At 36.2% G+C, this 22,568-nt stretch carries 26 protein-coding genes, 1 tRNA gene and 1 pseudogene; 18 read left to right on the forward strand and 10 right to left on the reverse strand.

Annotated elements, in window-relative coordinates; all coding sequences use genetic code 11:
* The first annotated feature begins 34 nt into the window (after positions 1–34).
* Positions 35–466, forward strand: a complete 432-nt coding sequence (locus IGK53_RS04945) for a DUF4231 domain-containing protein (protein ID WP_002308843.1) — start codon at positions 35–37, stop codon at positions 464–466.
* A 231-nt stretch (positions 467–697) separates the two neighbouring features.
* Here the strand turns inward: IGK53_RS04945 and IGK53_RS04950 are convergent, their stop codons facing one another.
* A complete protein-coding gene (locus tag IGK53_RS04950; RefSeq protein ID WP_002329375.1) occupies positions 698–955 on the reverse strand; it encodes a hypothetical protein in 258 nt (85 codons plus the stop codon).
* Between the two features lie 162 nt (positions 956–1,117).
* Between IGK53_RS04950 and bsh the strand changes: the two genes are divergently transcribed.
* Positions 1,118–2,092 carry a choloylglycine hydrolase gene (gene bsh, locus IGK53_RS04955; protein ID WP_002287105.1) on the forward strand — a complete coding sequence of 325 codons (975 nt, stop codon included), beginning with the start codon at positions 1,118–1,120 and terminating at the stop codon, positions 2,090–2,092.
* A gap of 601 nt (positions 2,093–2,693) precedes the next feature.
* Here bsh and IGK53_RS04960 read toward each other — a convergent pair.
* From IGK53_RS04960 to IGK53_RS04970, 3 genes are all read right to left on the reverse strand, one after another.
* The gene (locus tag IGK53_RS04960) at positions 2,694–2,996 is read right to left on the reverse strand and encodes a DUF5960 family protein (RefSeq protein WP_002329374.1); all 303 of its coding nucleotides are present in this window, start codon (positions 2,994–2,996) and stop codon (positions 2,694–2,696) included.
* A gap of 738 nt (positions 2,997–3,734) precedes the next feature.
* Positions 3,735–4,121 carry a YxeA family protein gene (locus IGK53_RS04965; RefSeq protein ID WP_002329373.1) on the reverse strand — a complete coding sequence of 129 codons (387 nt, stop codon included), beginning with the start codon at positions 4,119–4,121 and terminating at the stop codon, positions 3,735–3,737.
* Positions 4,122–4,388: 267 nt separating this feature from the next.
* On the reverse strand, positions 4,389–4,538 hold the full coding sequence (locus IGK53_RS04970; protein ID WP_002293931.1) for a hypothetical protein: 150 nt from the start codon (positions 4,536–4,538) through the stop codon (positions 4,389–4,391).
* Positions 4,539–4,985: 447 nt separating this feature from the next.
* On the opposite strand from IGK53_RS04970, the gene IGK53_RS04975 reads away from it, so the two are divergent.
* The gene (locus IGK53_RS04975; protein WP_002329372.1) at positions 4,986–5,198 is read left to right on the forward strand and encodes a hypothetical protein; all 213 of its coding nucleotides are present in this window, start codon (positions 4,986–4,988) and stop codon (positions 5,196–5,198) included.
* A gap of 277 nt (positions 5,199–5,475) precedes the next feature.
* On the opposite strand, the gene IGK53_RS04980 is transcribed toward IGK53_RS04975, so the two are convergent.
* Together IGK53_RS04980 and IGK53_RS04985 are read right to left on the reverse strand one after the other, a co-directional pair.
* Complete coding sequence (locus IGK53_RS04980; protein WP_002329370.1) at positions 5,476–7,275, reverse strand: glycerophosphoryl diester phosphodiesterase membrane domain-containing protein; 1,800 nt, start codon at positions 7,273–7,275, stop codon at positions 5,476–5,478.
* A 126-nt stretch (positions 7,276–7,401) separates the two neighbouring features.
* Complete coding sequence (locus IGK53_RS04985) at positions 7,402–7,998, reverse strand: TVP38/TMEM64 family protein (RefSeq protein ID WP_002329369.1); 597 nt, start codon at positions 7,996–7,998, stop codon at positions 7,402–7,404.
* A gap of 369 nt (positions 7,999–8,367) precedes the next feature.
* On the opposite strand from IGK53_RS04985, the gene IGK53_RS04990 reads away from it, so the two are divergent.
* Together IGK53_RS04990 and IGK53_RS04995 are read left to right on the forward strand one after the other, a co-directional pair.
* On the forward strand, positions 8,368–8,712 hold the full coding sequence (locus IGK53_RS04990; protein ID WP_002329368.1) for a carboxymuconolactone decarboxylase family protein: 345 nt from the start codon (positions 8,368–8,370) through the stop codon (positions 8,710–8,712).
* On the forward strand, positions 8,713–9,132 hold the full coding sequence (locus IGK53_RS04995) for a cupin domain-containing protein (RefSeq protein ID WP_002329367.1): 420 nt from the start codon (positions 8,713–8,715) through the stop codon (positions 9,130–9,132).
* Positions 9,133–9,221: 89 nt separating this feature from the next.
* On the opposite strand, the gene IGK53_RS05000 is transcribed toward IGK53_RS04995, so the two are convergent.
* Both IGK53_RS05000 and IGK53_RS05005 read right to left on the reverse strand, forming a co-directional pair.
* Positions 9,222–9,575 (reverse strand): hypothetical protein, encoded by a 354-nt coding sequence (locus IGK53_RS05000; protein WP_002335822.1) that lies wholly within the window; start codon positions 9,573–9,575, stop codon positions 9,222–9,224.
* Positions 9,541–10,872: a DUF1576 domain-containing protein gene (locus tag IGK53_RS05005; protein WP_002329365.1), complete on the reverse strand. Its 1,332-nt coding sequence runs from the start codon at positions 10,870–10,872 to the stop codon at positions 9,541–9,543. Before IGK53_RS05005 ends, IGK53_RS05000 begins: the two co-directional genes overlap by 35 nt.
* Before the next feature lie 255 nt (positions 10,873–11,127).
* On the opposite strand from IGK53_RS05005, the gene IGK53_RS05010 reads away from it, so the two are divergent.
* The 4 genes and pseudogenes from IGK53_RS05010 (at position 11,128) to asnB (ending at position 14,472) form a co-directional block, all read left to right on the forward strand.
* Positions 11,128–11,694: a TetR/AcrR family transcriptional regulator gene (locus IGK53_RS05010; protein ID WP_002329364.1), complete on the forward strand. Its 567-nt coding sequence runs from the start codon at positions 11,128–11,130 to the stop codon at positions 11,692–11,694.
* 143 nt (positions 11,695–11,837) lie between these two features.
* Positions 11,838–11,925, forward strand: a tRNA-Ser gene (locus IGK53_RS05015).
* 194 nt (positions 11,926–12,119) lie between these two features.
* Positions 12,120–12,233 (forward strand): annotated as a pseudogene (locus tag IGK53_RS05020) (linear amide C-N hydrolase); the annotation flags it as partial.
* Positions 12,234–12,576: 343 nt separating this feature from the next.
* Positions 12,577–14,472 (forward strand): asparagine synthase (glutamine-hydrolyzing), encoded by a 1,896-nt coding sequence (gene asnB, locus IGK53_RS05025; RefSeq protein ID WP_002335776.1) that lies wholly within the window; start codon positions 12,577–12,579, stop codon positions 14,470–14,472.
* Positions 14,473–14,552: 80 nt separating this feature from the next.
* Here the strand turns inward: asnB and IGK53_RS05030 are convergent, their stop codons facing one another.
* Positions 14,553–14,999, reverse strand: a complete 447-nt coding sequence (locus IGK53_RS05030) for a DUF2188 domain-containing protein (RefSeq protein WP_002329361.1) — start codon at positions 14,997–14,999, stop codon at positions 14,553–14,555.
* A gap of 212 nt (positions 15,000–15,211) precedes the next feature.
* Between IGK53_RS05030 and rpmG the strand changes: the two genes are divergently transcribed.
* Positions 15,212–15,376 (forward strand): 50S ribosomal protein L33, encoded by a 165-nt coding sequence (gene rpmG, locus IGK53_RS05035; RefSeq protein ID WP_002320810.1) that lies wholly within the window; start codon positions 15,212–15,214, stop codon positions 15,374–15,376.
* An 87-nt stretch (positions 15,377–15,463) separates the two neighbouring features.
* Positions 15,464–15,982: a dihydrofolate reductase gene (locus IGK53_RS05040; RefSeq protein WP_002329360.1), complete on the forward strand. Its 519-nt coding sequence runs from the start codon at positions 15,464–15,466 to the stop codon at positions 15,980–15,982.
* A gap of 72 nt (positions 15,983–16,054) precedes the next feature.
* Here IGK53_RS05040 and IGK53_RS05045 read toward each other — a convergent pair whose 3' ends face one another.
* Positions 16,055–17,011, reverse strand: a complete 957-nt coding sequence (locus IGK53_RS05045) for an ABC transporter substrate-binding protein (protein WP_002329359.1) — start codon at positions 17,009–17,011, stop codon at positions 16,055–16,057.
* A gap of 165 nt (positions 17,012–17,176) precedes the next feature.
* Between IGK53_RS05045 and IGK53_RS05050 the strand changes: the two genes are divergently transcribed.
* From IGK53_RS05050 to IGK53_RS05080, 7 genes are all read left to right on the forward strand, one after another.
* Positions 17,177–17,983, forward strand: coding sequence for an ABC transporter ATP-binding protein (locus tag IGK53_RS05050; protein WP_002329358.1), 807 nt, complete (start codon positions 17,177–17,179; stop codon positions 17,981–17,983).
* A complete protein-coding gene (locus IGK53_RS05055; RefSeq protein ID WP_002329357.1) occupies positions 17,980–18,969 on the forward strand; it encodes a FecCD family ABC transporter permease in 990 nt (329 codons plus the stop codon). The genes IGK53_RS05050 and IGK53_RS05055 overlap by 4 nt, the downstream gene beginning before the upstream one ends.
* Positions 18,966–19,970, forward strand: coding sequence for a FecCD family ABC transporter permease (locus IGK53_RS05060; protein ID WP_002329356.1), 1,005 nt, complete (start codon positions 18,966–18,968; stop codon positions 19,968–19,970). Before IGK53_RS05055 ends, IGK53_RS05060 begins: the two co-directional genes overlap by 4 nt.
* Before the next feature lie 142 nt (positions 19,971–20,112).
* Positions 20,113–20,646, forward strand: a complete 534-nt coding sequence (locus tag IGK53_RS05065; RefSeq protein ID WP_002329355.1) for a 5-formyltetrahydrofolate cyclo-ligase — start codon at positions 20,113–20,115, stop codon at positions 20,644–20,646.
* A gap of 19 nt (positions 20,647–20,665) precedes the next feature.
* Positions 20,666–21,364 carry a rhomboid family intramembrane serine protease gene (locus IGK53_RS05070; protein ID WP_002314793.1) on the forward strand — a complete coding sequence of 233 codons (699 nt, stop codon included), beginning with the start codon at positions 20,666–20,668 and terminating at the stop codon, positions 21,362–21,364.
* A 20-nt stretch (positions 21,365–21,384) separates the two neighbouring features.
* Entirely contained in the window at positions 21,385–21,597 is a 213-nt protein-coding gene (locus IGK53_RS05075; RefSeq protein WP_002293902.1) for a YqgQ family protein, read from the forward strand.
* Entirely contained in the window at positions 21,597–22,559 is a 963-nt protein-coding gene (locus IGK53_RS05080) for an ROK family glucokinase (RefSeq protein ID WP_430605024.1), read from the forward strand. The genes IGK53_RS05075 and IGK53_RS05080 overlap by 1 nt, the downstream gene beginning before the upstream one ends.
* Positions 22,560–22,568 lie beyond the last annotated feature (9 nt).

Genomic DNA, 22,568 nt, shown 5'->3' on the forward strand with positions numbered 1-22,568 from the left:
CTATTATAATATTTTTGTTAATGATTTTAATAAAATGATTGGAGAGAAAATGATGGATCAAAAAGCGTTTATCGAATCTATTGATTCTACAATCGATAGATTAAAAAAAGAAATTCGATTTTATAATAGAGTAATTGGTATCGGAAATATTATAAAAATAGTCTTATCAGCTAGTATCCCAATATTAATTGATCAGGCTTCCGAACACAGGTCTTTACTATTGATTGTTTCAATTGCTTCAGCAATAATTACAATTATACAAAGTGGGATGTCTGCATTTAACTATCAAGATAAAGTACAGACTTCGACAGAGTTATTAATGAAAATTGAAAAAGAAAAGTTGTTATATATAACGAAAACATCCCCATATAATAAAACAGATGAAGAAAATTTCCATTTAATCGTTACAACCCTTCAAACTGAATTAATTGATATTATCTCTGATTTTAATCAAGTTAATAACTAAAAATTTATTTAATTAGAAAGTAGTGCAGATAATACTAATTGTACAATTAAGAAAAGAGATAAGACTTTACATTCCTAAAAAAATGTAAAGTCTTATCTCTTTTCTTAATGCTATAAATTTATAATAACATTATGGACAATAAATTTAAAATTTATTCAGACTGTAGACAAACTCCTAAATTTAGAGTGTTGTTTGCAGTCTGACGACTCAAAAATGAGTCGTATAAATCAATTATAGTAATAAGTCATTGATTTCTTTAAATTCTTTATCAAGTTCTTTTTCATCATATTTTTCATATTTATCAGCTTCATGAAGAACTTTTTTAATTTCATGAATAGCCTTTCGTTCAACTAACCATTTTTTTAGGTTATGTTTTTTTTCTGGATTTTTAGATAACGTATCAAGTTCGTCTAACTCTTTATCCAGTTTATTGACAACAGAAACAATTTTGTTTACAACTTTTTCTTCTTTGTTTTCTAAATTTGACATTTATCTTCACGTCCTTTTTATTTGATAATTTAAGTATAGAACTTTGATATAGTTTATACAAATAGAAACGCTTCTTCGTGTATTCTGTGATTTTCTTTTGAAATGAGGAAAACTTTGGAGTAAAATGAACGTGGACAGAACAATATTTAGGAGGAATAAACTATGTGTACGTCTATTACTTATGTAACAAGTGATCATTATTTTGGAAGGAATTTTGATTATGAAATATCTTACAATGAAGTAGTCACTGTTACTCCAAGAAATTATAAGTTGAATTTTCGAAAGGTAAATGATTTGGATACTCATTATGCAATGATTGGTATTGCCGCTGGTATAGCTGACTACCCTCTTTATTACGATGCGACAAATGAAAAAGGATTGAGTATGGCTGGGCTAAATTTTTCTGGGTATGCTGATTATAAAGAAATACAAGAAGGGAAAGACAATGTATCTCCCTTTGAATTTATTCCTTGGATTTTAGGACAATGCTCAACAGTAGGAGAAGCTAAAAAATTGTTAAAAAATATCAATTTAGCAAATATAAATTATAGTGATGAACTTCCTTTATCCCCTTTACATTGGCTATTAGCTGATAAAGAAAAATCAATTGTCATTGAAAGTATGAAAGATGGACTTCATATATATGATAACCCTGTGGGCGTTCTTACCAATAATCCTTCATTTGACTATCAATTATTTAATTTAAACAATTATCGTGTCTTATCGAGTGAAACTCCTAAAAATAATTTTTCAAATCAAATAAGTTTGAATGCCTATAGCCGCGGTATGGGAGGGATAGGCTTGCCTGGAGATTTATCCTCAGTATCTCGTTTTGTTAAAGCGACTTTTACGAAGCTGAATTCTGTATCTGGAGATTCAGAGTCAGAAAGTATTAGTCAATTTTTCCATATCTTAGGTTCAGTAGAACAACAAAAAGGTTTGTGTGATGTTGGTGATGGAAAATATGAATATACAATTTATTCTTCTTGTTGCAATGTTGACAAAGGAATCTATTATTATCGAACATATGAAGACAGTCAAATTACTGCAATTGATATGAATAAAGAAGACTTAGATAGTCATAAGTTAATTAGTTATCCAATTATAGAAAAACAACAAATTAAATATATAAATTAGTTAATGTGTTGTGATTGATTATTTAATATAGATATAATACAAAAAGGCAAAGATATTTTCAAAACATTTTTTCTTGATGTGATATCCTTGTCTTTTTTGTAATGTTTTTAACTTATTGCTTTTGCAAAATTTATTTACCTGTTTTCTGGATCAACGATAGTGTATATTATGCTATCCTTGTTTGGATTTTAGGACGTTTAAAGAGGCACTTTTTTACATAACTTAATCCATAGACATAGACCTTTTAAGCATGCTGTGAGATAATAATAAAGAAGAGTTTAAAGCGCACCCCAAACCACTTCCCCATAAGTGTATTACGCTTTAAACTCTTTTATATTTGAATTCACTAAGAAGCATACCATATATTTGAATTTACTAAGAAGCATACCATATATTTGAATTCACTAAGAAGCATACCATATTTTTGAAAAAAAGTGAGAAAAAAGGCTTATAATTAGGATTTAGAGTAATTAATTAGATGTTTATTTTATAGGACTGATACTATAGATTACAAATAGTATCGTATTTCGCAATCTTAAATTATCTTCTTACTATAAATAAGATAATAAAATTTGTATTTGTCCTTTTTAGGTAACTTATTTTAATCTATATACCTTTCTGGATCAACGAAAGTATACTTTATATAGTCATAACGCCGATGATCGCTCCGTGCGTCTGGCACGTCAGTCACGATATCAAACAAAAAATATACATATTTCTTCATTCTAGTTTTCGCAGCAGGAATTTTAAAGTAGTTCTTATTAGAATAGTAGAGATTGATTAATAAGCTATCTTCGATTGCTAAAAAGAAAACTTCTGAATCCCATACTTTGTGAAAGTCTTTAATGAATTTGTTCGAAGGATCAAATTTAAACCATAATTGTGTTTTTCCTTCCATTAACATATAAAGTTCACCTCAAAAAGATTATACGAACAAACGTTCTTATTGTAAACCCTAAAATAGATTTTCCTGAATATGTATTGACAATATCTAAACGATAATATGCATTTCTTCTTATAAAAAGACCCCAGCAATTAAATTTGGTTGAGGTCTTTTTTCGTTCTTCTATTAATTTTTCTAACTCCTGTTTCAATATACATATAAAAAAGTAAAAATAATAGAAAAACTAGTGATAGCTTTGGTGATAGTGATATTAAAAATCAGAAAAGATAGAAAAAACAAGAGATAGATAAAATGCTGATATTTCGGCGTTTTCTAACGGTATAAAAGAGAAAAAAAGTAATAAATGTATACATGATACAAGAAAAACATGTTCGCACTTCTAGGCAAACCAGGCTTTGAAGACCTTGCGAAAGAATTGAACGAACGCCTGTAAGATAAGGGTTTTTCGCTAGATTTAAAAAATCAGTGATAGAAACATGTTGGCTTTGAAATAAAAGCTGGTACCCATTTAGGTACTTAACACATATTAACACCGTTTATTCGGAAAAAGGGGGTTGTGACAAGAATTTTGTCACAGCCCCTTGTTTGTATGGGAATCGATTCATTGCCTTGTTTTTTAGTTAAGGACTGGAAGAACAGGAAAGTGACTTCGAAGACCAATTCTATTTTTTTGTTTTCTAAAATCAACAAACAAAAAAGCACTCAAATCGAGTGCTTTTTTGCGATATTTTCTTAATCTTAAGATAGCCCTAATTTGTCTTTTATAGATGAAGGTACTTTATCGCTAGTGATTACTTTTTTCTCTATAATTCGCTTTTCGCTTGCTTTCAACTGCAAGATTGTTCCTTCGGGATAGGCAGAACCATTAGCAGAGTCGCCAGAAGTGATGACATCAAAATCCAATTGTCTTTTTTCACCGTTTTCAGCGTACGCATCTACGTTATATTTAAACCCTTTTCCAATTACTTCTCCATTATCTGCTTTAATATCAGTTTCTGCAGGCATCGGTGCTTTGATTACTGCATAATAATCTTTTCCTACATAAGTAGACTGATAGTAGTCCCAGCCTTTCCATCCTATAAAAGCAATCAATATGATAACGATCAACCCTAAAATTTTTTTCATGAAAGATCTCCTTTTTTATTTTTATTATATTAAATATTATACAGATAATAACGGAATATTATCATCGAAACAGCTAACAAAATTGTCATAAAAAACGAGATGGTTGATATTAGAACTTGTATTTTTGTTTAGGTCTAGAGATAAAGAGATACAATTTCCAAATATATGTAATGAATACAAAAAGACGTCTGTCGCGGATCACCGTTACAAACGTCTTTTATTGATTTTCCGAGATCTCATCAGTCGCCATTTGGAATGGGTCACTCCTTATCTAGATTCATTTAATGCTCGGACTGCTTGTTCAATTGTAATACCAAACGCAACGTTATTTTCGTTTTGTGCATCAATCGCCATAAAACGGTTAGAAGTTGTATCAAAGGCTACGCGGTATTGCATATTTGTTTTTGTAAACGTCATAAAATTCATCTCCTTTGTAATGTAATTCAGTTCTTGAAAGTTTCCTTTAAACTTTCGAACCTATAACAAGTTTAGCATCGTCCGTTTTTTCATGCAATTAAAAAGCATTTATCACTTTTCTTGTTTACTTTTTCTTAAATCAATTAGCTGTTTTCTTTCAAGCCAATAAGTAGTCCAACCATCAACGTTACAAAGACTATTGCTTGGATATAGATCATATGCTCACCCCCTGTAAATAATTTAGCAGGATAATGAAAAGAACACACGAACAACATAGGAATATAAACAAACGTTTTTGTCACAACATCTAGAATTATGATAAGAAAATAGTTATCTAAAAAGTAAAAAATAAATCAAATAAAAATAAAAAAGCAAAATAAAACGTTTTCAAATGGAGGGAGATTTGTTATTATAAAATAAAGAAAAACAAAGAAAAGAGGGAATGAAATGGTAAAAGCGGAAGTAGGAAGAACTTATATATGCAAACCGATCGGCGTATCTCACGAACTAATCGGCTGTATTGAACGTACATATAACAACACGGCTGTCGTGTATGTTGAAAGTTATGACCAACGAGACCATCCAATCATCCATGAAAGCAAGTACCGCATGCTCGTAAAATTCTGTGATATTAGTGCACCTGCTGAATTGGTTTCTTAAACAGTATTTTTGAGAATTCGCAAGAACTCCCTTATAATATAAATAAAGACAGAAGGGAGCGAGAAGATATGCCAAAAAGAAAAAGTTCAGGGAAAATGGGAATTATTCTTGCAGTGATCTCTGCAATTCCTGCTATTTTATCTATTGTTCGTGCGATGAAGGAATCAAGAGAAAGTTAAGGACACGTTATGAATGTCAAACAAAAAACGCATATACCTGCGGTAACAGGTTATGCGTTTTTTGTTGTATAAAGGCTTATTTCATCAACTATTTTTGATTAGCCAACACCCAAAACAAAATTTAGTAGCTTGTCTGAATAAGTGATTTCTTCATCTGTTTGTTTCACACTTTCATTTAGTAGTCCCATCTCATCGGTTATGATACCATCCACACCATAAAACATCATGCGACTCATAGCATCTGAATCGTTGATTGTCCATACATATACTTTTTTTCCATCTTGATGGGCAGAATTAATGAAGTTACGATTGATCGTACTATACTCCATTGTCAAAAAATCAGCAGGCGTTACGGGTGGTCCAACGATATTGAAAGGCAAGATATAGCCCACATAAAAGTTTGGTTCTGCTTCTTTTAAATCAGAAACAGTTTGATACGTCAAACTTTGCAAAATATGATGATTCTCTAAGATCGCTTTGCGGTATTTCTGAACAAATCGTTCGACCAGGTCATCCGAATCTTTTTTAGAGGTCTTGATCTCAATAAGTAATTTTTGGTTCAATTCATGCGCTTTTTCTAAATAAGAATCAAAAGAACACACAGGGGCTTGGAACCCATTTTCAGTAACCGTAAGATTTGTCAATTCTTTCAATGTCAAATCCTGTGGTGTTTGATTTACCCCTGTTAAGTGGCGAAGATTTGCATCATGCATCACTACGAAACGGCCATCTTTTGTTTCCTGTACATCCATCTCTATATAATCAGGACGATAGTCTCTGCTTGTTTTTTCAAGTGCTTCTAAAGTATTTTGCGCCCCATTTTGCGTACTTACACCTCTGTGAGATACAGTCACTGGGTTTGTCTGAACTGCCGAAGTCAGATAATCCATATTGTAAAGACAAACGCCAATACCGAAAAAAACTGCAAAAAGGGTCAAACCAGTGTTTTTCAGCGCAGATAAACGCACGTTGGGTGTTTGAGGCGTAAACCACTTGGGAATCTCTGGTAAGAAACCTTCGTCATCCATGAAATCAACGATGATATAAAAAATTCCTACAGTAGACATCACGATATTGAATAATAAAATTCCTTGTAAAAGCGTCATCGCAAATACAGCGCTGATCAATGCGTAATTCGGGAAAAATTCTTCAACAACACTTTGTGCCAAGATAACAACGATATATCCCAAAGAAGAAAGAAGTAAAATCGTACCGCCAATCACGATAAATTGCCCCATGATGGCAAAAAGACGTGATTTGGTCAGCAACCAGCTTTCTCGGATGGATGCTCGAAAAGGTCGATCTCGTAAAATCATTTCAGGTAAAGCGAAAATCAAACGAATCCCAATATAGCCAAGAAAAATGTAAACGAGTAAAAAGGAACTGACGACGATCCAGCGGTTAGCAAAAATAAAATCCATGATAAAAGCAGGAATTTTTATTTTTGACAGTAAATCAGAATTGAAACTTAACCCGCTGATCGGTAGAATCAATAAAAAATAAGCAAGAAAAAACAAAAAAGTAATAGGTCTCACTTTTTTCAGTTGAAGTATCGTCAAGTGCAAGAGCTGCTTTAAAGAAACCGGTTCTTTCTTTTTAATAAAAAAGACGCTCATCAAAAGAAATGCAAATTCGAAATAAACCAATAGTAAAATCGTCAGTAAAACGGCGATTAACGACAGCAGAACTCCAGGATGCTGAGAGAAAATCAAAGGAATATTGTCATAAGACAAATAGTCAATTGCTCCTCGGTGCAAAATAAAACGAGTCGTACTGCTCAATAAGGGTAAACAAATAAATAAAATAAAGCCATGCATCAGCAAGACATCACGGAAATAAGCTTGTGTCCCTTTCAAAAAATCCCACGCGTTGCCTAAGCTACGTTTCAAATAATACATCCTATCACCTACTTTCACATTGTAGCGCAAATCCAATGAAAAAGGAAAGGGCGCAATGTATCTTGCAGACCCTTTCCCAGAATTAACATTGGTAATCAATCAATAACTGATTTTGCAAAATAAATATTAACCAAGCAGACCACTTAGATATTGTCCTCCATAAATCAAAGCCATACTGTATAAGAAAATCGATAGTGGTTTAGCAATCAAAATAATCAGTGTATATCGTTTCACTGAAATGTTTGTCAATCCAGCCATCAAACATAACGCATCATCCGGAGCAACCGGAAGAAAAATAGCTAGAGCAAACAGCTTTTCAAAGCGGTTTTGATTGTCTAACCAGCCAATATATTTGTTATAGGTCTTATCGCTGATCATGGAAAGAATGAATGGTTTTCCGTAACGTCGTCCTAGAAGAAAGATAATAATCGAACCAATACAGATTCCAACATAGTTGTAAATAAAGCCAGCATAAGGACCAAATATCAGGACGCCCGCTGCAGTGCTGATTCCTCCAGGAATAATTGGAATAACCACTTGCAAGATTTGGATGAAGATAAAAATGACCGGACCTAGAATGATCGAATCACCTACTAATCCTCTTAAAGCATTCAAATCTTTGAAAACACCTAAATTAATAAAATAAATCGTCAGCGCGATTGATAGACCTAATCCGATAATGGAAATGAAATTTATCAGTTTTCGAGAGGCAGCAATATTCATTATTCATCAACTCCTTAGAGGTTCTTTGATATCTATACTTTACTAGAAAAGCAACTGTCTGCGCCACTTTTTAAGATGACAGAAAACAAACAATTTTGTAAGTTCATCATACGTTCATTATAAGTATAAAAGAATAATCTCAAAAAAACATCCAACTAAAGACTTATTTAATATCTTGTTTTTTCAAAAATAGAAAAAAGATAGAAAACGTTAACAATTATGCTTGGAAAGCATACTGATGGAATAAACTAAGCATTGGACAGGTTAAAAAATGGGGCTTAAAATAAAATGCGAAGAAACAATAGATAATGATGTAATTAAGAACAATGTTCGAATCACCTAGCAATCACGAACGGAGGAAATAAAAAAATGGCAGAAAAACAAACCGCAGGAAGAGATCAATTGGGGGAGTTTGCACCAAAATTTGCAGAATTGAATGACGATGTTTTATTTGGACAAGTATGGTCAAGAAAAGAATTATCTCCTCATCAGCGTAGTATCATCACCCTATCTGCTTTGATCTCAGGAGGGAATTTTGAGCAATTGCCAGCTCATCTGAAAATTGGCAAGCAAAATGGCATTACTAGTGAAGAAATAGCAGAAATCATTACCCATTTAGCTTTTTATGTAGGGTGGCCAAAAGCTTGGTCGGCTTTTAGTTTAGCAAAAGAAATCTATCTAGAAGAAAATAGAGAAGATAAGAAAGAGGCGTAAATGATGACAAAACACGAAGAAATACAAAAAGGCGTGATTTTTCCAGCAGGTAAAAAAAACGAAGCATACGCTCAAGTATTTACCGGACAAAGCTATCTGAATATGTTAGTAAACGATCCCGAAGTTTCTGTTGGTGTAGGGAATGTAACTTTTGAACCAGGCTGTCGCAATCACTGGCATGTCCATACAGACGGCTATCAAATCTTACTTGTGACCGGAGGAGAAGGCTGGTATCAGGAAGAAGGAAAGCCAGCAAGACGATTAATGGCTGGAGATGTCGTCGTAACGCACAAAGGGATCAAACATTGGCATGGTGCGACAAAAGACAGTTGGTTTGAACATTTGGCGATCACTGCTGGTAATTCAGAGTTTTTAGAACCTGTAACAGATGAACTATACAAAGGATTGGAAAATCAATAATATCAAGCTTAGAACAGCTCCTAAAAGTAGATTTTTAATCGAACTTTCAGGAGCTGTTTTAGGTGGATGAAGCTGTTTTGTAAAATAGGTTAATAATAGGGGCGAGGAGAAGCACGCCGGAAAATCTTGATATTGATAATCGGCTGGGCATACATGATTTCCACATCGTCAATCAAACTACCTAGCAGATGATAATCTTCCCAATCATGTCGAGGATTACCTAATAGCTCCTGATAGTAGATTTCCATGCTAGGGTCTCGAGGATGGTTCAGCAAATCAGCAAGTACATCTAGATCTTCTGGCTGAGTTTCTGTTGTGCCCTGTATTTCTATGAAAAGTCCCTCCTCAGCAAATTCTACGCCAATACGTATTTCAGTTATTTCGTGGGAATATAGATAAGTAAGAAGCTCATCGATGATTCTTTTTGATAATTCTTTTTCCAAGTGTCTTTTTTTCCTTTCTGACAGCGGTAAAGTTATCTAGTATCGGTACAAGGATGCCTGCAACGAATCCAGTTGAAAAACCACTGTTATATAAATTGAGTCCTTCGTGCAAAGTGCTGACGTTATGGACAAGAGCAATATGTAACATACCAGCTATTACACCGTAAAAACTGCCGTAAAAACCGCTTATGGGCGCGAGGCCTGTCCCAAACACAGCGGCAACGAGCATGCCGGTGCTGGTGATTTCATGAAATGTCCCAAACAAAGAAGCAAGAAAGATTCCGACTAGTATCGGAAAACTGTTTTTCAAATGACAACCAAAAGCACTGAAACCAACTGCAGATAAAATAGCACCGATGACAGGTCCATTTAACTTACCACCAACCAGCAAAACATAAGAAGAAAGCATTAGACCAACTAGCCCCATGTTGATCAAAGTAGCACCGATACCAGAATTAGCAATGAAATCAGTTGTCAGTTTTCCAGAGGAATCGAAAATCTCTCGAATACCCGAAAGTCGAAAGGAATTATAATAGAAACCAAAACCGACTGTCAGCAAAAAAAAGCCGAAAATGATCCAGACGAGAGGGGAATGGTATTCATTGGAAACCAATGTATTCTCGACAATCGAGTAGCTGAACAATCGCAAAACAGCAGTAAAAGCCATGGCAATCAAGCCTGAGGTAAATCCAATATTATAAAGCGTGAACCCGCGATGGAAAACTAAAGTTTGAGCAGCCAATGGCGGAAGAAGAAGACCAATTGCTATACCGGCCAAATTGCCCAGCAGAACACCTACTAGCAAAGGAAAGCGCATACCGAAAGTAATGTAACTAACGACCGGCGACAATGCGCTGCCGAACAGTCCTATCATAATATACTGAGAAAAAGGTTTATTGACAAATACAGCATACAGGTATACACCTAAAATGATCGAGATCGAATTATAAAGGTTTTTGCCAAAAAAAGAAAAACCGGTAACTGTTAAAATCGAAGCGAATAAGGGGCCATTTAAAATCACCTTTTGCCGGTAAGCCAAAAGCACAGAAAGTAAGGTCAAGATCCCAACGTTTATAAATGCGCTTCCAAAACCACCCAAAGCAAAATAATCTGTCAGAAGATTGCTTGGCGAGGTAAGAATAGTCAGTAGTCCACTCCAATTAGCGGCAGGTGTACCAGAAACTAAGCCAATAAAAAGAAAAAAAGTACCTGTAAAACTAAGATAAAAATATTTTCTTTTCTGTGAAACGATTCTTTTTTGAGGATGAATATAAATAACGTCAGTTTCGTTTTCCATTACACACCTTCTTTTTCGTTTTCTTTAACTATAACTTGAAATGAAAGATTTGGTCAACTATCATTTAGGTTAAAACTAAAAATGTAAGGGAACCCAGTGAATTTAACCAAATTTTTTTAATTTTGCAAAAAAAGTTAAAGAAGACTGAGAAAAAAATTTAAAATATAACGTTTTGAGTAAAATGTTTGCAAAAAATACTAAAAATAGGGTACAATAAAACAACATATACTGCAGTAAAGAAGTGGGGGAGTTTTAATGAGAAGAAAAGTCTATACCAAGGATCAAATTCTAAAAGCTGCTTATGATGTTGTTGCAAAGGAAGGGTTTAAAGGATTTACTGCGAGAAACATTGCGAAAAAGATGGGGATTTCGACTCAGCCAATTTATCTGGAATTCAAAAACATGGAAGATTTGAAAAATACGTTATTGGATTCAATCTTTGAACAACTAAAAGAAGATGTTTTCCCTATTGAGCGCACGGGTGATAAAATCATTGATCTCGGTTTGAACTATATCTACTTTGCAAAGAAACATCATAGTCTTTACATGGCATTGTACATTGATGAACATGGGGACGGAAAGAAAATGCATGATTTTTCTTACAACTATTTCCGTGAAATAGTCAAAGAAGATGAAAGATACAATCAATTATCGGATGATTATATCGATGCCTTGCATACTGGTACATTGGTAGCGGTGACTGGCTTAGCATCATTGATGTCATCAAACATCATGCATCCAACAGAAGAACAAATCATCGCACTGATCAAACGGACAATTGACTCGATTTTAGCATTAGATAATCCTGAAACAATCAGATAGTGTTCTATCATTATGAATTTGACCGGTAAGTCCGTTGGCTGTAAACTGTCAATGGACTTTTTTTGTAAAAAAACGGTTTCTGTTATTTATCTGTTAGAAATAGGCTTGACATTTCGTGGAAAAAGTTTAAAAATAGTACTTACGGAAGGTTGGCAGAGTGGTAATGCACCGGACTCGAAATCCGGCGAGCCGCAGTAATGTGGTGCACGGGTTCAAATCCCGTACCTTCCTTATATATCAACGATTAGACACGATTTCGATCGTGTCTTTTTTGTTGTATGTTTAGCCCAAAATATTTTTTGATTTCCTCTGAGTACGATTTTTCATACATGCTAGGAAATAAATCTCCTTGGACTTTTCTTTTGATATAAAAATACCAGATGTAAGATAAAAGTGTAAAAACGATTTGGTTTAGGGGGAAAGCGATGTGCATCGCGATCACTTATGCAACGAAAGACCATTCTTTTGGAAGGAACTTTGATTATGAGATTTCTTATAATGAAGTAGTTACTATCATTCCAAGAAATCATAATTTCAATTCAACTATGTCGATGAGCGAATGAAGAGCTCTCTTTGGCTGCATATTTTCTTATATAGTCATAATTAGACACGATCTTTCGGTCGTGTCTTTTTGTCTGGAGGCTATTTTTTGAACAGCATCCACTAATATTTTTTTAACACGAAGAGAATAAGATAGCCTCAAAAAAGAAAACATGGTAAATTAGATATCGGGACTTTATTTTCTGTAAAAACAGAAACTTTCATCTTTTGTTTTCACGTGACGAAACTGTAAGAGAGAAAATATTCGTCCGCTATTTATTCTATGTTAAGATGCATATGGATGAAATAAACAGTAATTTTATATTAGGATGTGAAAGTTAAATGTGCGGTATTGTAGGTTTTGTTAACGACAAGGACAACAAAAAAACAATTATTAATACAATGATGGATCGAATCGTTCACCGTGGACCTAATAGTTCAGGGGAATATATCGATAAACACGTTGCTTTAGGATTCAGAAGATTAAGTATTATTGACTTAGAGGGCGGTACTCAGCCTATTTACAATGAAGATCGGACAAAGATCATTATTTTTAATGGCGAAATCTATAATTATCAGCCTTTGAGAGAAGAATTGATTGCAGCTGGTCACGTTTTTCAAACACATGCAGATACAGAAGTCCTTTTGCATGGTTACGAAGAATGGGGAACAGAATTATTGCAAAAAATCCGCGGAATGTTTGCTTTTGCTATTTGGGATAATGAAAAAAATGAGTTATTCGGTGCGAGAGACCATTTTGGGATCAAACCATACTATTATGCAGAAATGAACGGAACATTTATGTTTGGTTCAGAAATCAAAAGTTTTTTGCCTCATCCTGATTTTAATAAAGAATTGAATAAAGAAGCATTGAAACCTTATATGACTTTCCAATATTCTCCATTGAACGGTGAAACCTTCTTCAAAGGTGTCTATCGTTTGCCTGAAGGCCATTATTATACGTATAAAGACGGAAAACTGGACATTCAACAATATTGGGATGCAGATTTTGAAACAAAAGAAACGCATTCCCGACAAGAATGGATCGAAAAAATCGACGAAACTGTTCAAGCTTCTATTGAAGCACACACAATCAGCGATGTAGAAGTTGGTTCTTTCTTATCCAGCGGGGTCGATTCCAGTTATGTAACCTCTGTATTGAAACCAGATCATTCTTTCTCAATCGGGTTTGATGATAAAACCTATAATGAAGCGATTGAAGCCAGAAAACTAACAGAATTATTGGACTTAGACAATACGGCAGCAGTGATCGACGGAGACATGTCTTTTAAAGCATTCCCATTGATTCAGTATCACTTAGATGAACCAGACTCAAATCCTTCTTGCGTGCCGTTGTACTTTTTAGCAAATCTCGCTTCACAAAGTGTACGGGTGGTTCAATCAGGAGAAGGGGCAGATGAACTATTTGCGGGATACCAAACGTATGGATTCCACACGAATTCAAAATTTATCCGTGTGATTGCGCAAGGACTGAAAAAATTGCCAAAAGGGACACGCTATAATCTAGGACGTAAAATCGGAAAAATGAAAAATTTCCATGGACGTATCCATTTATATGAATCACTTGCGCCAGCAAAAGAATATTTTATCGGGCATGCTCGAGTGTTCGAAGAATCAGAAGCATCAGAAGTGTTGACGCCAAAATATCAAACAGCGCCGTCTGTGAATGAGATCATGACTGTTCATTACGAGAAAACAGAAGGAATCAAAGATGAAGTCAATAAGATGCAATACGTCGATCTTCATCAATGGATGCCAAAAGATATTTTGTTGAAGGCAGATAAACTTTCTATGGCTAGTTCTCTAGAAGTCCGAGTACCTTTACTGGATATCGAAGTCATGAAATTGGCTCAACAAATACCAAGTAAGTTCTTGTTGAATCAAAACAACACAAAAGATATTTTCAGACAAGCTGCGAACAAACATCTTCCAGAAGAGTGGTCGAATCGGGTGAAATTAGGATTCCCTGTGCCAATCAAAGCTTGGTTGAAAGAAGAACACGGCTACGAACAAGTCAAAGCATTATTCGAAGCAGATTTTGCAAAAGAATTTTTTGATCAAGAAAAAATCATGAAGTTGCTAGATGACCATCACGAAGGACGTAAAGAAGAACAACGTAAAATCTGGACGATCTTCAGTTTCTTGACATGGTATAAAGTTTACTTTGTCGATGAAACGATTCCGCAAGCAGAAGCAATCGACTATGTGACTGTTTGATAAAAAAGAAACAACAATATGAGAAGAAGCATAGAAACATGTGAGATGATCTCCTTGTCTCTATGCTTCTTTTTAAGCGCTTAGTAACTGATTTCTTTTTCTTTTGTCCCATCTTTTTTATAGATGATCAAAGTTGATTGTTTGTTTTGAGCTACTTGCTTTCCTTTTTCGATTGCTTCTTTTTTTGTATCAAAATGGTTGCTTGCCTTTTTTGCCCCTTTAGATTTCACGATCCATTGTTCTTCCTCATATTCTACGATCACATCTGAATCAAGCAGTTTTCCGGCACGAGGATTCGTATCGTGTTCATCCGTCTTGCTTGGATTTTTTTCTTTTTCGAAGGTTCGTTTTTCTGATTCACTAGCATCTTCATCCCATTTTTTTGCTTGATCAATGGCAATTGGGATCGCACGGCTATCAGGGTACCCTTCATCCAACAGTGCATTTGCGATGTCGATTGCTTTTTTTCTTGTCAGTTTATCTAAGTTTTTCATTGATGCAGGAAAGTCCTTCATGTTCCATGGCATATTAATATCCCCCTTTATTAAAAAACATAATCTATATAAACAAGTGTAAGGGTATTTATACAAAAAGAAAAAGATTTTGTTTGAGAAGTAAAACCGTTGTATTTATCGTCAAGTAGTTTTACTTAACAAAATCGTGAAAAACACTAGCAATCTAGAAAAAATCATGGTAAGATAATCAAGTCTGAGAGTCATCTTAGAGGATTCTTGTAAAAATGGGAGGGAAAAACATGCGCGTAAACATCACTTTAGAGTGTACTTCTTGTAAAGAACGTAACTACCTAACAAGCAAAAACAAACGTAACAATCCTGATCGTTTGGAAAAACAAAAATATTGCCCACGCGAACGCAAAGTTACTTTGCACCGTGAAACAAAATAATGTTTTTAAAGTTCTCAATTCCTTGCTGGTCAAAGAATTGAGACTTTTTTTATCTCAAACCATCTAAAATCATAAGGAGCGGATGATATGTTTATTTCAATGTGGGCACAAGATAGAAATGGTCTGATCGGCAAAAATGGATTGCTACCGTGGCGATTGCCAAATGACATGCGTTTTTTTCGTGAACATACAATGGATCGAATCTTAGTGATGGGAAGAAAGACCTATGAAGGAATGGGCGATCTCTCACTTCCTTATCGCCATATCATCGTGTTGACAACGCAACCGAACTTTCGCACGAAAGAAAATGCAGAAGTGATGCATTCAATCGATGAACTTTTGGCGTATAGTCAAACAATCTCAGAAGATATCTATGTTTCGGGTGGCAGTCGGATTTTTCAAGAACTTCTTCCTTACACCGGTCGAATCTGGCGGACATTGATTGATAGCACGTTTGAAGGAGATACGTATATTGGGGATATCGATTTTTCAGAGTTCACTCTTATAGAGGAATACGAGGGAATAACGGATCAGGAAAATTTATATGCCCATCGTTTTCAAAAATGGGAAAGAGTAAAAAATAGGGTTGTTTCAAAAGAAGAATAATATCTGGTATTCAGTTTTTAATAATAAAAAAGCATCTCACGAATGAACGTGAAGATGCTTTTTTAGTTAAAATCAGTTTAGCTTTTCTTTGATATCATTGACTATTTCCTGACTGGCAATAGGTCCGTTATATAGCCAGCTAGATTCAGGGCCGAATTGCAGTACGTGATCGTCCTTCACTGCTTTGAGATTTTTCCAGCTTGGTTCATTGAACATAGCGGCATCTTTATCACTGTTTACAAGAATGATGTAATCAGCATCTAATTCAGCTAGTTTTTCCGAAGAAACAGCAGACCAGTCAGAAGTGGCTTCTTTGGACACTTCTTCTACTAAATCAGGCACACCAAATTTTAGATCGTCATATACGATTCTACCGCTTGACCGATTTTTGCTGACCATGAAGGCGGAGTTATTGGTCACCCATAACACTGCAGTTGTCTTGTTCTCAATTTTATCTGCTAATTCTTCGCGAGTGCTCTTGACGGATTTTTGATAATCGGAAATGACTTTTTCTGCTTCTTTTTCTTTTGCTAAAGCCTTGCCGACATCTTTTAGTTGTTCTTCCCATGTGACGTCTGTTCCGTTTTTTACGACATAAGTTGGCGCGATTTTACTATATTGCTCGTATTTCCCACCTTCGACAGTAGCGGAAGAAGAAATCAACAGCAAGTCAGGTTCGAAGCTTAATACTTTCTCATAAGGAAGATCATAAGAAATAGTTGGAACATCTTTCAAATCATCTTGCAGATAATCTTGGATAGAACCACTGCCCACTGTCCATTGGACGATAGGTGTTTCTCCTAGGGAAATCAGATAGTCTTCTAAGTAACTGCCGATGATCCGTTTAGGTGCGTTTGGAATGTCGACTTTATGTCCAAGCGTATCTGTGACTGTATGCGTGCTGGTGGATGAAGTCGTCGAATTGGTAGGTGTAGCTGTTTCTTTATCTGAAGAGGGGGAGCAAGCGCTCAATACTCCAGCCAACAGCAATATGCTAGATAATGTGAATACTTTTGTTTTTAAGTTCATTTCTTTCCTCCTGACATAATTGAGAATCTTTCTCATTGGTTATTATTCCTGATATTTCGAATGCTGTCAACCGCTTCATTTAGCTATAGATATGAAAGTAGCGCTTGACGAAATAGTGAAACAGCGTCATAATTGAGAATGATTTTCAGCGAAAGGATGGGTGAAATGACGAGACTAAGGGCAGCTGATATTGCAGCCGGCTACGAAAATAAAAAAATTATTGAAAACATGTCTGTTACGATTCCTGAAGGGAAAATCACGAGCTTGATTGGACCAAACGGAAGTGGAAAATCTACTTTATTGAAAAGCTTTACCCGCATAATACCTGTGAAATCAGGAAAGATCATTGTCAATGATTCTGATATATCTACATACAGTTCAAAAGAACTTGCAAAAAAAATTGCTTTATTAGCACAAACTAGTGAACATCCTATAGGTATGACAGTAGAAGAAGTAGTATCTTACGGACGATATCCCTATCAAAAACTGTTTAGCGGTATGGATGTACAAGATCATGAAGCAATCGAGTGGGCTTTGGATGCAACAGGTTTGTCTGGATATCGCACGCGAGATATCGCAACGTTGTCTGGTGGACAAACCCAGCGTGTCTGGATCGCTATGGCACTTGCTCAGGAAACCGATATCTTGATCTTAGACGAGCCGACGACGTTTTTAGATCCGTCACACCAATTAGAGATCCTACAGTTATTGACTCAAATCAATCAAATAAAACAAACAACGATCTTGATGTCGATCCATGACATTAATCTTGCTTCACGTTTTTCTGATTATTTACTAGGAATGAAAAACGGTGAATTGATCACGGAAGGTACACCTGAAGAAGTGATCACAAAAGAGTGTATGAAAAAAATATTTGAGATTGATGCAACGATCGTCACACTACCAAAAACGAATAAACCAGTTTTTCTGACGTATGATCTGTTGCCAAAAGAGCAGGAGGATCAACTATGAAGGCTAGGAAAAAAAACAAACTCTTGCTTTTGATCTGTTTTGTTCTTTTGATCATTTTTTTTATTGCTCTTTCAAATGGCGCAGCGAGTGTGGGAAAAATAGCCTTTTGGCAGGCGTTGGTTGATTTTGATGGATCAAAACAAAGTCATCAAATCATAAGAAACATTCGTTTGCCTCGGGTTGCAGGGGCATTTCTCGTAGGGAGTTGTTTTGCATTGAGCGGTGCATTGATGCAAGGAGTGACAAGAAATCCTTTAGCAGATTCAGGTTTACTAGGAATCAACGCTGGTGCTTCGTTGGCAATGGCTCTTAGTTTTGCTTTTTGGCCCAAAGCTTCTGGCTTTTCTGTGTTTCTGGTGTCATTGGCAGGTTCTTTTGCTGTGACTTTACTCGTATTTGGCTTTTTGCAGTTTTCGAAAATGGGCATGAATCCTTTACAGCTGATTTTAGCTGGTGTAGCTATTAGTTCTTTTTTTACTGCAATCAGTCAAGCACTTACCCAATTTTTTAATCTACAGCAGGATCTTGCTTTTTGGTTTGTAGGTGGAGCTGCCAATATCACATGGAAACAATTAACAGTGTTGTTCCCTGTATATGTGCTTGCTGTCTTGGTTTCTTTTTCATTAGGAAAAGCGATATCCTTGATTAGTTTGAGTGAAACCCATGCATTAGCTCTTGGAGGTCATCCTAAACGAACACGGTTGATTGTTTTCTGTCTAGTTGCAGTGTTAGCAGCCATTGCCGTTTCGTTAGTCGGACCTGTTTCATTTATTGGGCTGTTGGTTCCGCCGATTGTTCGCGGAATGGTTGGGACAGACTATCGTTATGTCCTACCTGTCTCTTTTTTAGTTGGAGGCGGACTGGTCATGTTGGCGGATTTTGCAGCAAGGATGATCAATCCACCTTTTGAAACACCTTTTGGATTAGTCATCGCATTGATTGGCGTTCCGTTTTTACTGATACAAGTAAGGAGGGAACAACGGTGAAAAGAATATATTGGACGTTGTATTTCTTGCTTTTTCTACTTATCGTCTTGTCTGTAGGTAGTTTGATGATTGGCACGCCTTTTATTTATCTTGATCAGCTTTTTGACACGTTCATAGGGAAAGGCTCCTCTTCTTTGGCGCTGATTGTTGGAGAGTTTCGTGTTCCTCGATTACTGATCAGTTTATTAGCAGGTGCTTGTCTTGGCGTCTCTGGTTATGTCTTGCAAGGAGTGACGAGAAATGAATTGGCAGATTCTAGCATATTGGGGATCAATGCGGGAGCTGGATTTCTAGTGATGCTTTATTTAGGTTTCTTTTCACAATATTCTCTGCCGTTTCTGTTGCTAGTCGTAGCCTTTATAGGTGGTATTCTCGCTGCTTGCTGTGTCTATCTTGCGGCCTATGATCGAAATGGATTTTTAGGGATGAATCGTATTTTATTGTCTGGTATTGCCGTTAATGCGGGTCTTTCTGCATTAACGTTGTTGTGCACCATCCAATTGTCAAAGGAAAATTATGGATTTGTCAATGCATGGTTGGCGGGATCGATTTGGGGTGCGAGCTGGTCCTATGTTTGGGCGCTTCTTCCATGGGCGATTATCTTGATTCCGCTAGGAGGATTTTATGCGCAGCGGATTGGCTTGCTATCATTTGGTCAAGAACGCGCGCAAGGATTAGGGCTAAATGTGGCTAAAAGTCAAAAAATCCTTTTGTTGTTAGCTGTTGCTTTAGCAAGCGGTAGCGTAGCGGTGACAGGGAGTTTATCCTTTGTAGGACTACTGGCTCCTCATGCTGCGAAGCTAGTCGTACGTAAAGAAAATCACTGGACCTTTATTCTAAGCAGTTTGTTTGGTTCCGTTTTTGTACTTAGTGCAGATATTGTTGCACGAGTGATTCTGCCAAGTGGGGAAATACCGACAGGGATTTTGATTGCCTTTTTTGGTGCGCCATATTTTCTGTATGTATTGTTTATCAGACAAAAACACGTGCTGAGCGGTTGAAGTTCATTAAAAGGCAAGAAGGCCGATCATTGTTAGGTCTTCTTTTTCTTTTATTTATACATTTATTTGAAAGTTCGATTGCTATTTTTCTTTTTTTCCTATACCATTTTATGAGAGAAGAAAGGGTGATTTTTTGGAGCAAATGAAAGAAAAATTACGCCGACAAGGAATCGAAAAGCTGAAAAATCTGGCCAAAAGCGGTAAGAAAAAGGACAAAGAACAGCGAATCTATGAACAGCTATTCGCAAGCGAGTACTGGAAGTCGGCACAAGTGATAGGGACGACTTTGTCAAATGAATTTGAGCTGGATACACAGCGGATTATCCAACGGGCGAAAAAAGAACAAAAGAAGATAGTTGTTCCTAAAACTTTACCAAAACGTCAGATGGCGTTTTATGAAATGGATGAACACACCGTTTTTGAACGTTCGAGTTTTGGCGTTCTCGAGCCACAATCAGAGAAGCTTTATTTGCCGGAAATGATCGACCTCCTCATTGTACCAGGGATTATCTACAATAGAGCCGGTTATCGAATTGGTTTTGGCGGTGGTTATTACGACCGGTATTTAAAAAATTTCCATCGAAAAACATGCAGCCTCGTTTTTCGAGAACAATTGAATGAACAATGGCAACCGGAAAGTTTTGATCAGAAGATCCAACAATTATTTATTGACTAAAATGAAATGGGAGGTTTTCATGAATTATCAACAGCAAATAAAAATGCGTGCATGGTTGAGGCGACCGTTATGGACCTATGCTTTTTTGGGGATACAGACAATAGTCTTCATTATAATGGAGTTGTTTCCGCGTCTTGAAATTCCTTATTATACTGGAATGTATGGTCCTTATCTTGTTCACTTCAATGAATGGTGGCGCTTAGTGACACCAATCTTCATCCATTTTGGAGTGATGCATTTCGTCATGAACTCACTGATATTGTATTTTATGGGGCAACAAATCGAGGCAATATACGGTCACTGGCGTTTTTTCCTGATCTATATGTTCAGCGGGATAATGGGAAATACAGCAAGTTTTGCTTTCAACGAAGCGAATGTTTTGTCTGGTGGTGCAAGCACTTCGATATTCGGATTGTTTGGTGCGTTGTTTATTTTAGGATTTCATTTTAAATATAATACGGCGATCCAACAACTAGTCAGACATTTTCTTTTATTTATTGCGATGACATTTGTTTTTGGTCTTCTTGACACCTCTGTAGATGTTTGGGGACATCTCGGCGGACTGGTGGGCGGTTTAGTATTAGGGAACATTTTAGGGCTACCGAAACAGCAGACAAGCTATTCGATACACCAGAAGATTCTTTCTACACTAGTTTTTGTATTTCTTTTTGTAATATGTATTTTACTGGGTTTAAAAAAATATGGTTTACTTGTATAATATGAAGGAAGTGCTTAAAGATGGAGAGCTTATATGATGTACAGCAGCTGTTCAAAAAATTTGGCATCTTTATCTATGTGGGTGCACGCATCTATGATATTGAATTGATGACTATTGAATTGCGGAATCTGTATGATAGCCGTTTGATCGATCATGATACATACATGACAGCGTGGCGCATATTAAAAAGAGAGCACCGAATTGAAGAAAGCCGAAAGAAAGGAAATTTGTAATGGACAAGAAAATTATTGGGATTGATTTAGGTGGAACAACAGCAAAATTTGCAATTTTAACACCAGAAGGAGAGATTCAACAAAAATGGAGCATCGATACCAATATTTTGGATGATGGCAAACATATCGTTCCTGAAATCATCGAATCAATCAACCATCGATTGGATTTATATAATATGAAAGCCGAAGACTTTATTGGAATCGGTATGGGTACTCCAGGAAGCGTGGACAGTGACGCTGGAACAGTTATTGGTGCATATAACTTGAACTGGACAGAAGTACAATTTGTGAAAAAACTGATTGAAGCAGGGACAGGAATCAAATTCGCTATCGATAATGATGCGAATGTGGCTGCTTTAGGTGAACGATGGAAAGGTGCTGGAGAAAACGATCCAGACGTTGTATTCGTTACTCTAGGAACAGGTGTTGGCGGTGGTATCGTTGCTGGCGGGAATTTGATCCATGGCGTGAGCGGAGCAGGCGGAGAGATCGGCCATATCACTGTGGATCCTGAAGGGTTCGAATGTACTTGCGGTAAACGCGGATGTTTAGAAACTGTATCTAGCGCTACTGGTGTGGTACGTCTAGGACGTTACCTGGCAGAAGAATACGCAGGAGATTCAAAACTGAAAGCAATGTTAGATAACGGTGAAGAAGTAACAAGTAAAGATATCTTTGAAATGGCTCAAGAAGACGATCCGTTTGCATTGATGGTTGTTGATCGCGTATGCTTCTATTTAGGCTTAGCTTGCGCAAACTTGGGGAATACATTGAATCCGTCAAGTATTGTGTTAGGCGGCGGAGTATCGGCGGCAGGAGAATTTTTACGCAGCCGTGTAGAGAAATATTTTAAAGAATTCACTTTCCCGCAAGTAAGAGAATCAACAAAAATCAAATTAGCAGAGCTTGGAAATGAAGCTGGTGTCATTGGCGCTGCCTCATTAGCCTTGAAATTTGCTTAAAAAAACGGA

Origin of the sequence: Enterococcus sp. DIV1224 (assembly GCF_050555455.1) — a bacterium.
GTDB classification, from domain to species: Bacteria; Bacillota; Bacilli; order Lactobacillales; family Enterococcaceae; genus Enterococcus_B; species Enterococcus_B lactis.

Coding starts and splice junctions, on each gene's coding strand:
- IGK53_RS04945 (WP_002308843.1), top strand. CDS start 35: ATGATTGGAGAGAAAATGATGGATCAAAAAGCGTTTATCGAATCTATT.
- IGK53_RS04950 (WP_002329375.1), bottom strand. CDS start 955: ATGTCAAATTTAGAAAACAAAGAAGAAAAAGTTGTAAACAAAATTGTT.
- bsh (WP_002287105.1), top strand. CDS start 1,118: ATGTGTACGTCTATTACTTATGTAACAAGTGATCATTATTTTGGAAGG.
- IGK53_RS04960 (WP_002329374.1), bottom strand. CDS start 2,996: ATGTTAATGGAAGGAAAAACACAATTATGGTTTAAATTTGATCCTTCG.
- IGK53_RS04965 (WP_002329373.1), bottom strand. CDS start 4,121: ATGAAAAAAATTTTAGGGTTGATCGTTATCATATTGATTGCTTTTATA.
- IGK53_RS04970 (WP_002293931.1), bottom strand. CDS start 4,538: ATGACGTTTACAAAAACAAATATGCAATACCGCGTAGCCTTTGATACA.
- IGK53_RS04975 (WP_002329372.1), top strand. CDS start 4,986: ATGGTAAAAGCGGAAGTAGGAAGAACTTATATATGCAAACCGATCGGC.
- IGK53_RS04980 (WP_002329370.1), bottom strand. CDS start 7,275: ATGTATTATTTGAAACGTAGCTTAGGCAACGCGTGGGATTTTTTGAAA.
- IGK53_RS04985 (WP_002329369.1), bottom strand. CDS start 7,998: ATGAATATTGCTGCCTCTCGAAAACTGATAAATTTCATTTCCATTATC.
- IGK53_RS04990 (WP_002329368.1), top strand. CDS start 8,368: ATGGCAGAAAAACAAACCGCAGGAAGAGATCAATTGGGGGAGTTTGCA.
- IGK53_RS04995 (WP_002329367.1), top strand. CDS start 8,713: ATGATGACAAAACACGAAGAAATACAAAAAGGCGTGATTTTTCCAGCA.
- IGK53_RS05005 (WP_002329365.1), bottom strand. CDS start 10,872: ATGGAAAACGAAACTGACGTTATTTATATTCATCCTCAAAAAAGAATC.
- IGK53_RS05010 (WP_002329364.1), top strand. CDS start 11,128: ATGAGAAGAAAAGTCTATACCAAGGATCAAATTCTAAAAGCTGCTTAT.
- asnB (WP_002335776.1), top strand. CDS start 12,577: ATGTGCGGTATTGTAGGTTTTGTTAACGACAAGGACAACAAAAAAACA.
- IGK53_RS05030 (WP_002329361.1), bottom strand. CDS start 14,999: ATGCCATGGAACATGAAGGACTTTCCTGCATCAATGAAAAACTTAGAT.
- rpmG (WP_002320810.1), top strand. CDS start 15,212: ATGGGAGGGAAAAACATGCGCGTAAACATCACTTTAGAGTGTACTTCT.
- IGK53_RS05040 (WP_002329360.1), top strand. CDS start 15,464: ATGTTTATTTCAATGTGGGCACAAGATAGAAATGGTCTGATCGGCAAA.
- IGK53_RS05045 (WP_002329359.1), bottom strand. CDS start 17,011: ATGAACTTAAAAACAAAAGTATTCACATTATCTAGCATATTGCTGTTG.
- IGK53_RS05050 (WP_002329358.1), top strand. CDS start 17,177: ATGACGAGACTAAGGGCAGCTGATATTGCAGCCGGCTACGAAAATAAA.
- IGK53_RS05055 (WP_002329357.1), top strand. CDS start 17,980: ATGAAGGCTAGGAAAAAAAACAAACTCTTGCTTTTGATCTGTTTTGTT.
- IGK53_RS05065 (WP_002329355.1), top strand. CDS start 20,113: ATGAAAGAAAAATTACGCCGACAAGGAATCGAAAAGCTGAAAAATCTG.
- IGK53_RS05070 (WP_002314793.1), top strand. CDS start 20,666: ATGAATTATCAACAGCAAATAAAAATGCGTGCATGGTTGAGGCGACCG.
- IGK53_RS05075 (WP_002293902.1), top strand. CDS start 21,385: ATGGAGAGCTTATATGATGTACAGCAGCTGTTCAAAAAATTTGGCATC.
- IGK53_RS05080 (WP_430605024.1), top strand. CDS start 21,597: ATGGACAAGAAAATTATTGGGATTGATTTAGGTGGAACAACAGCAAAA.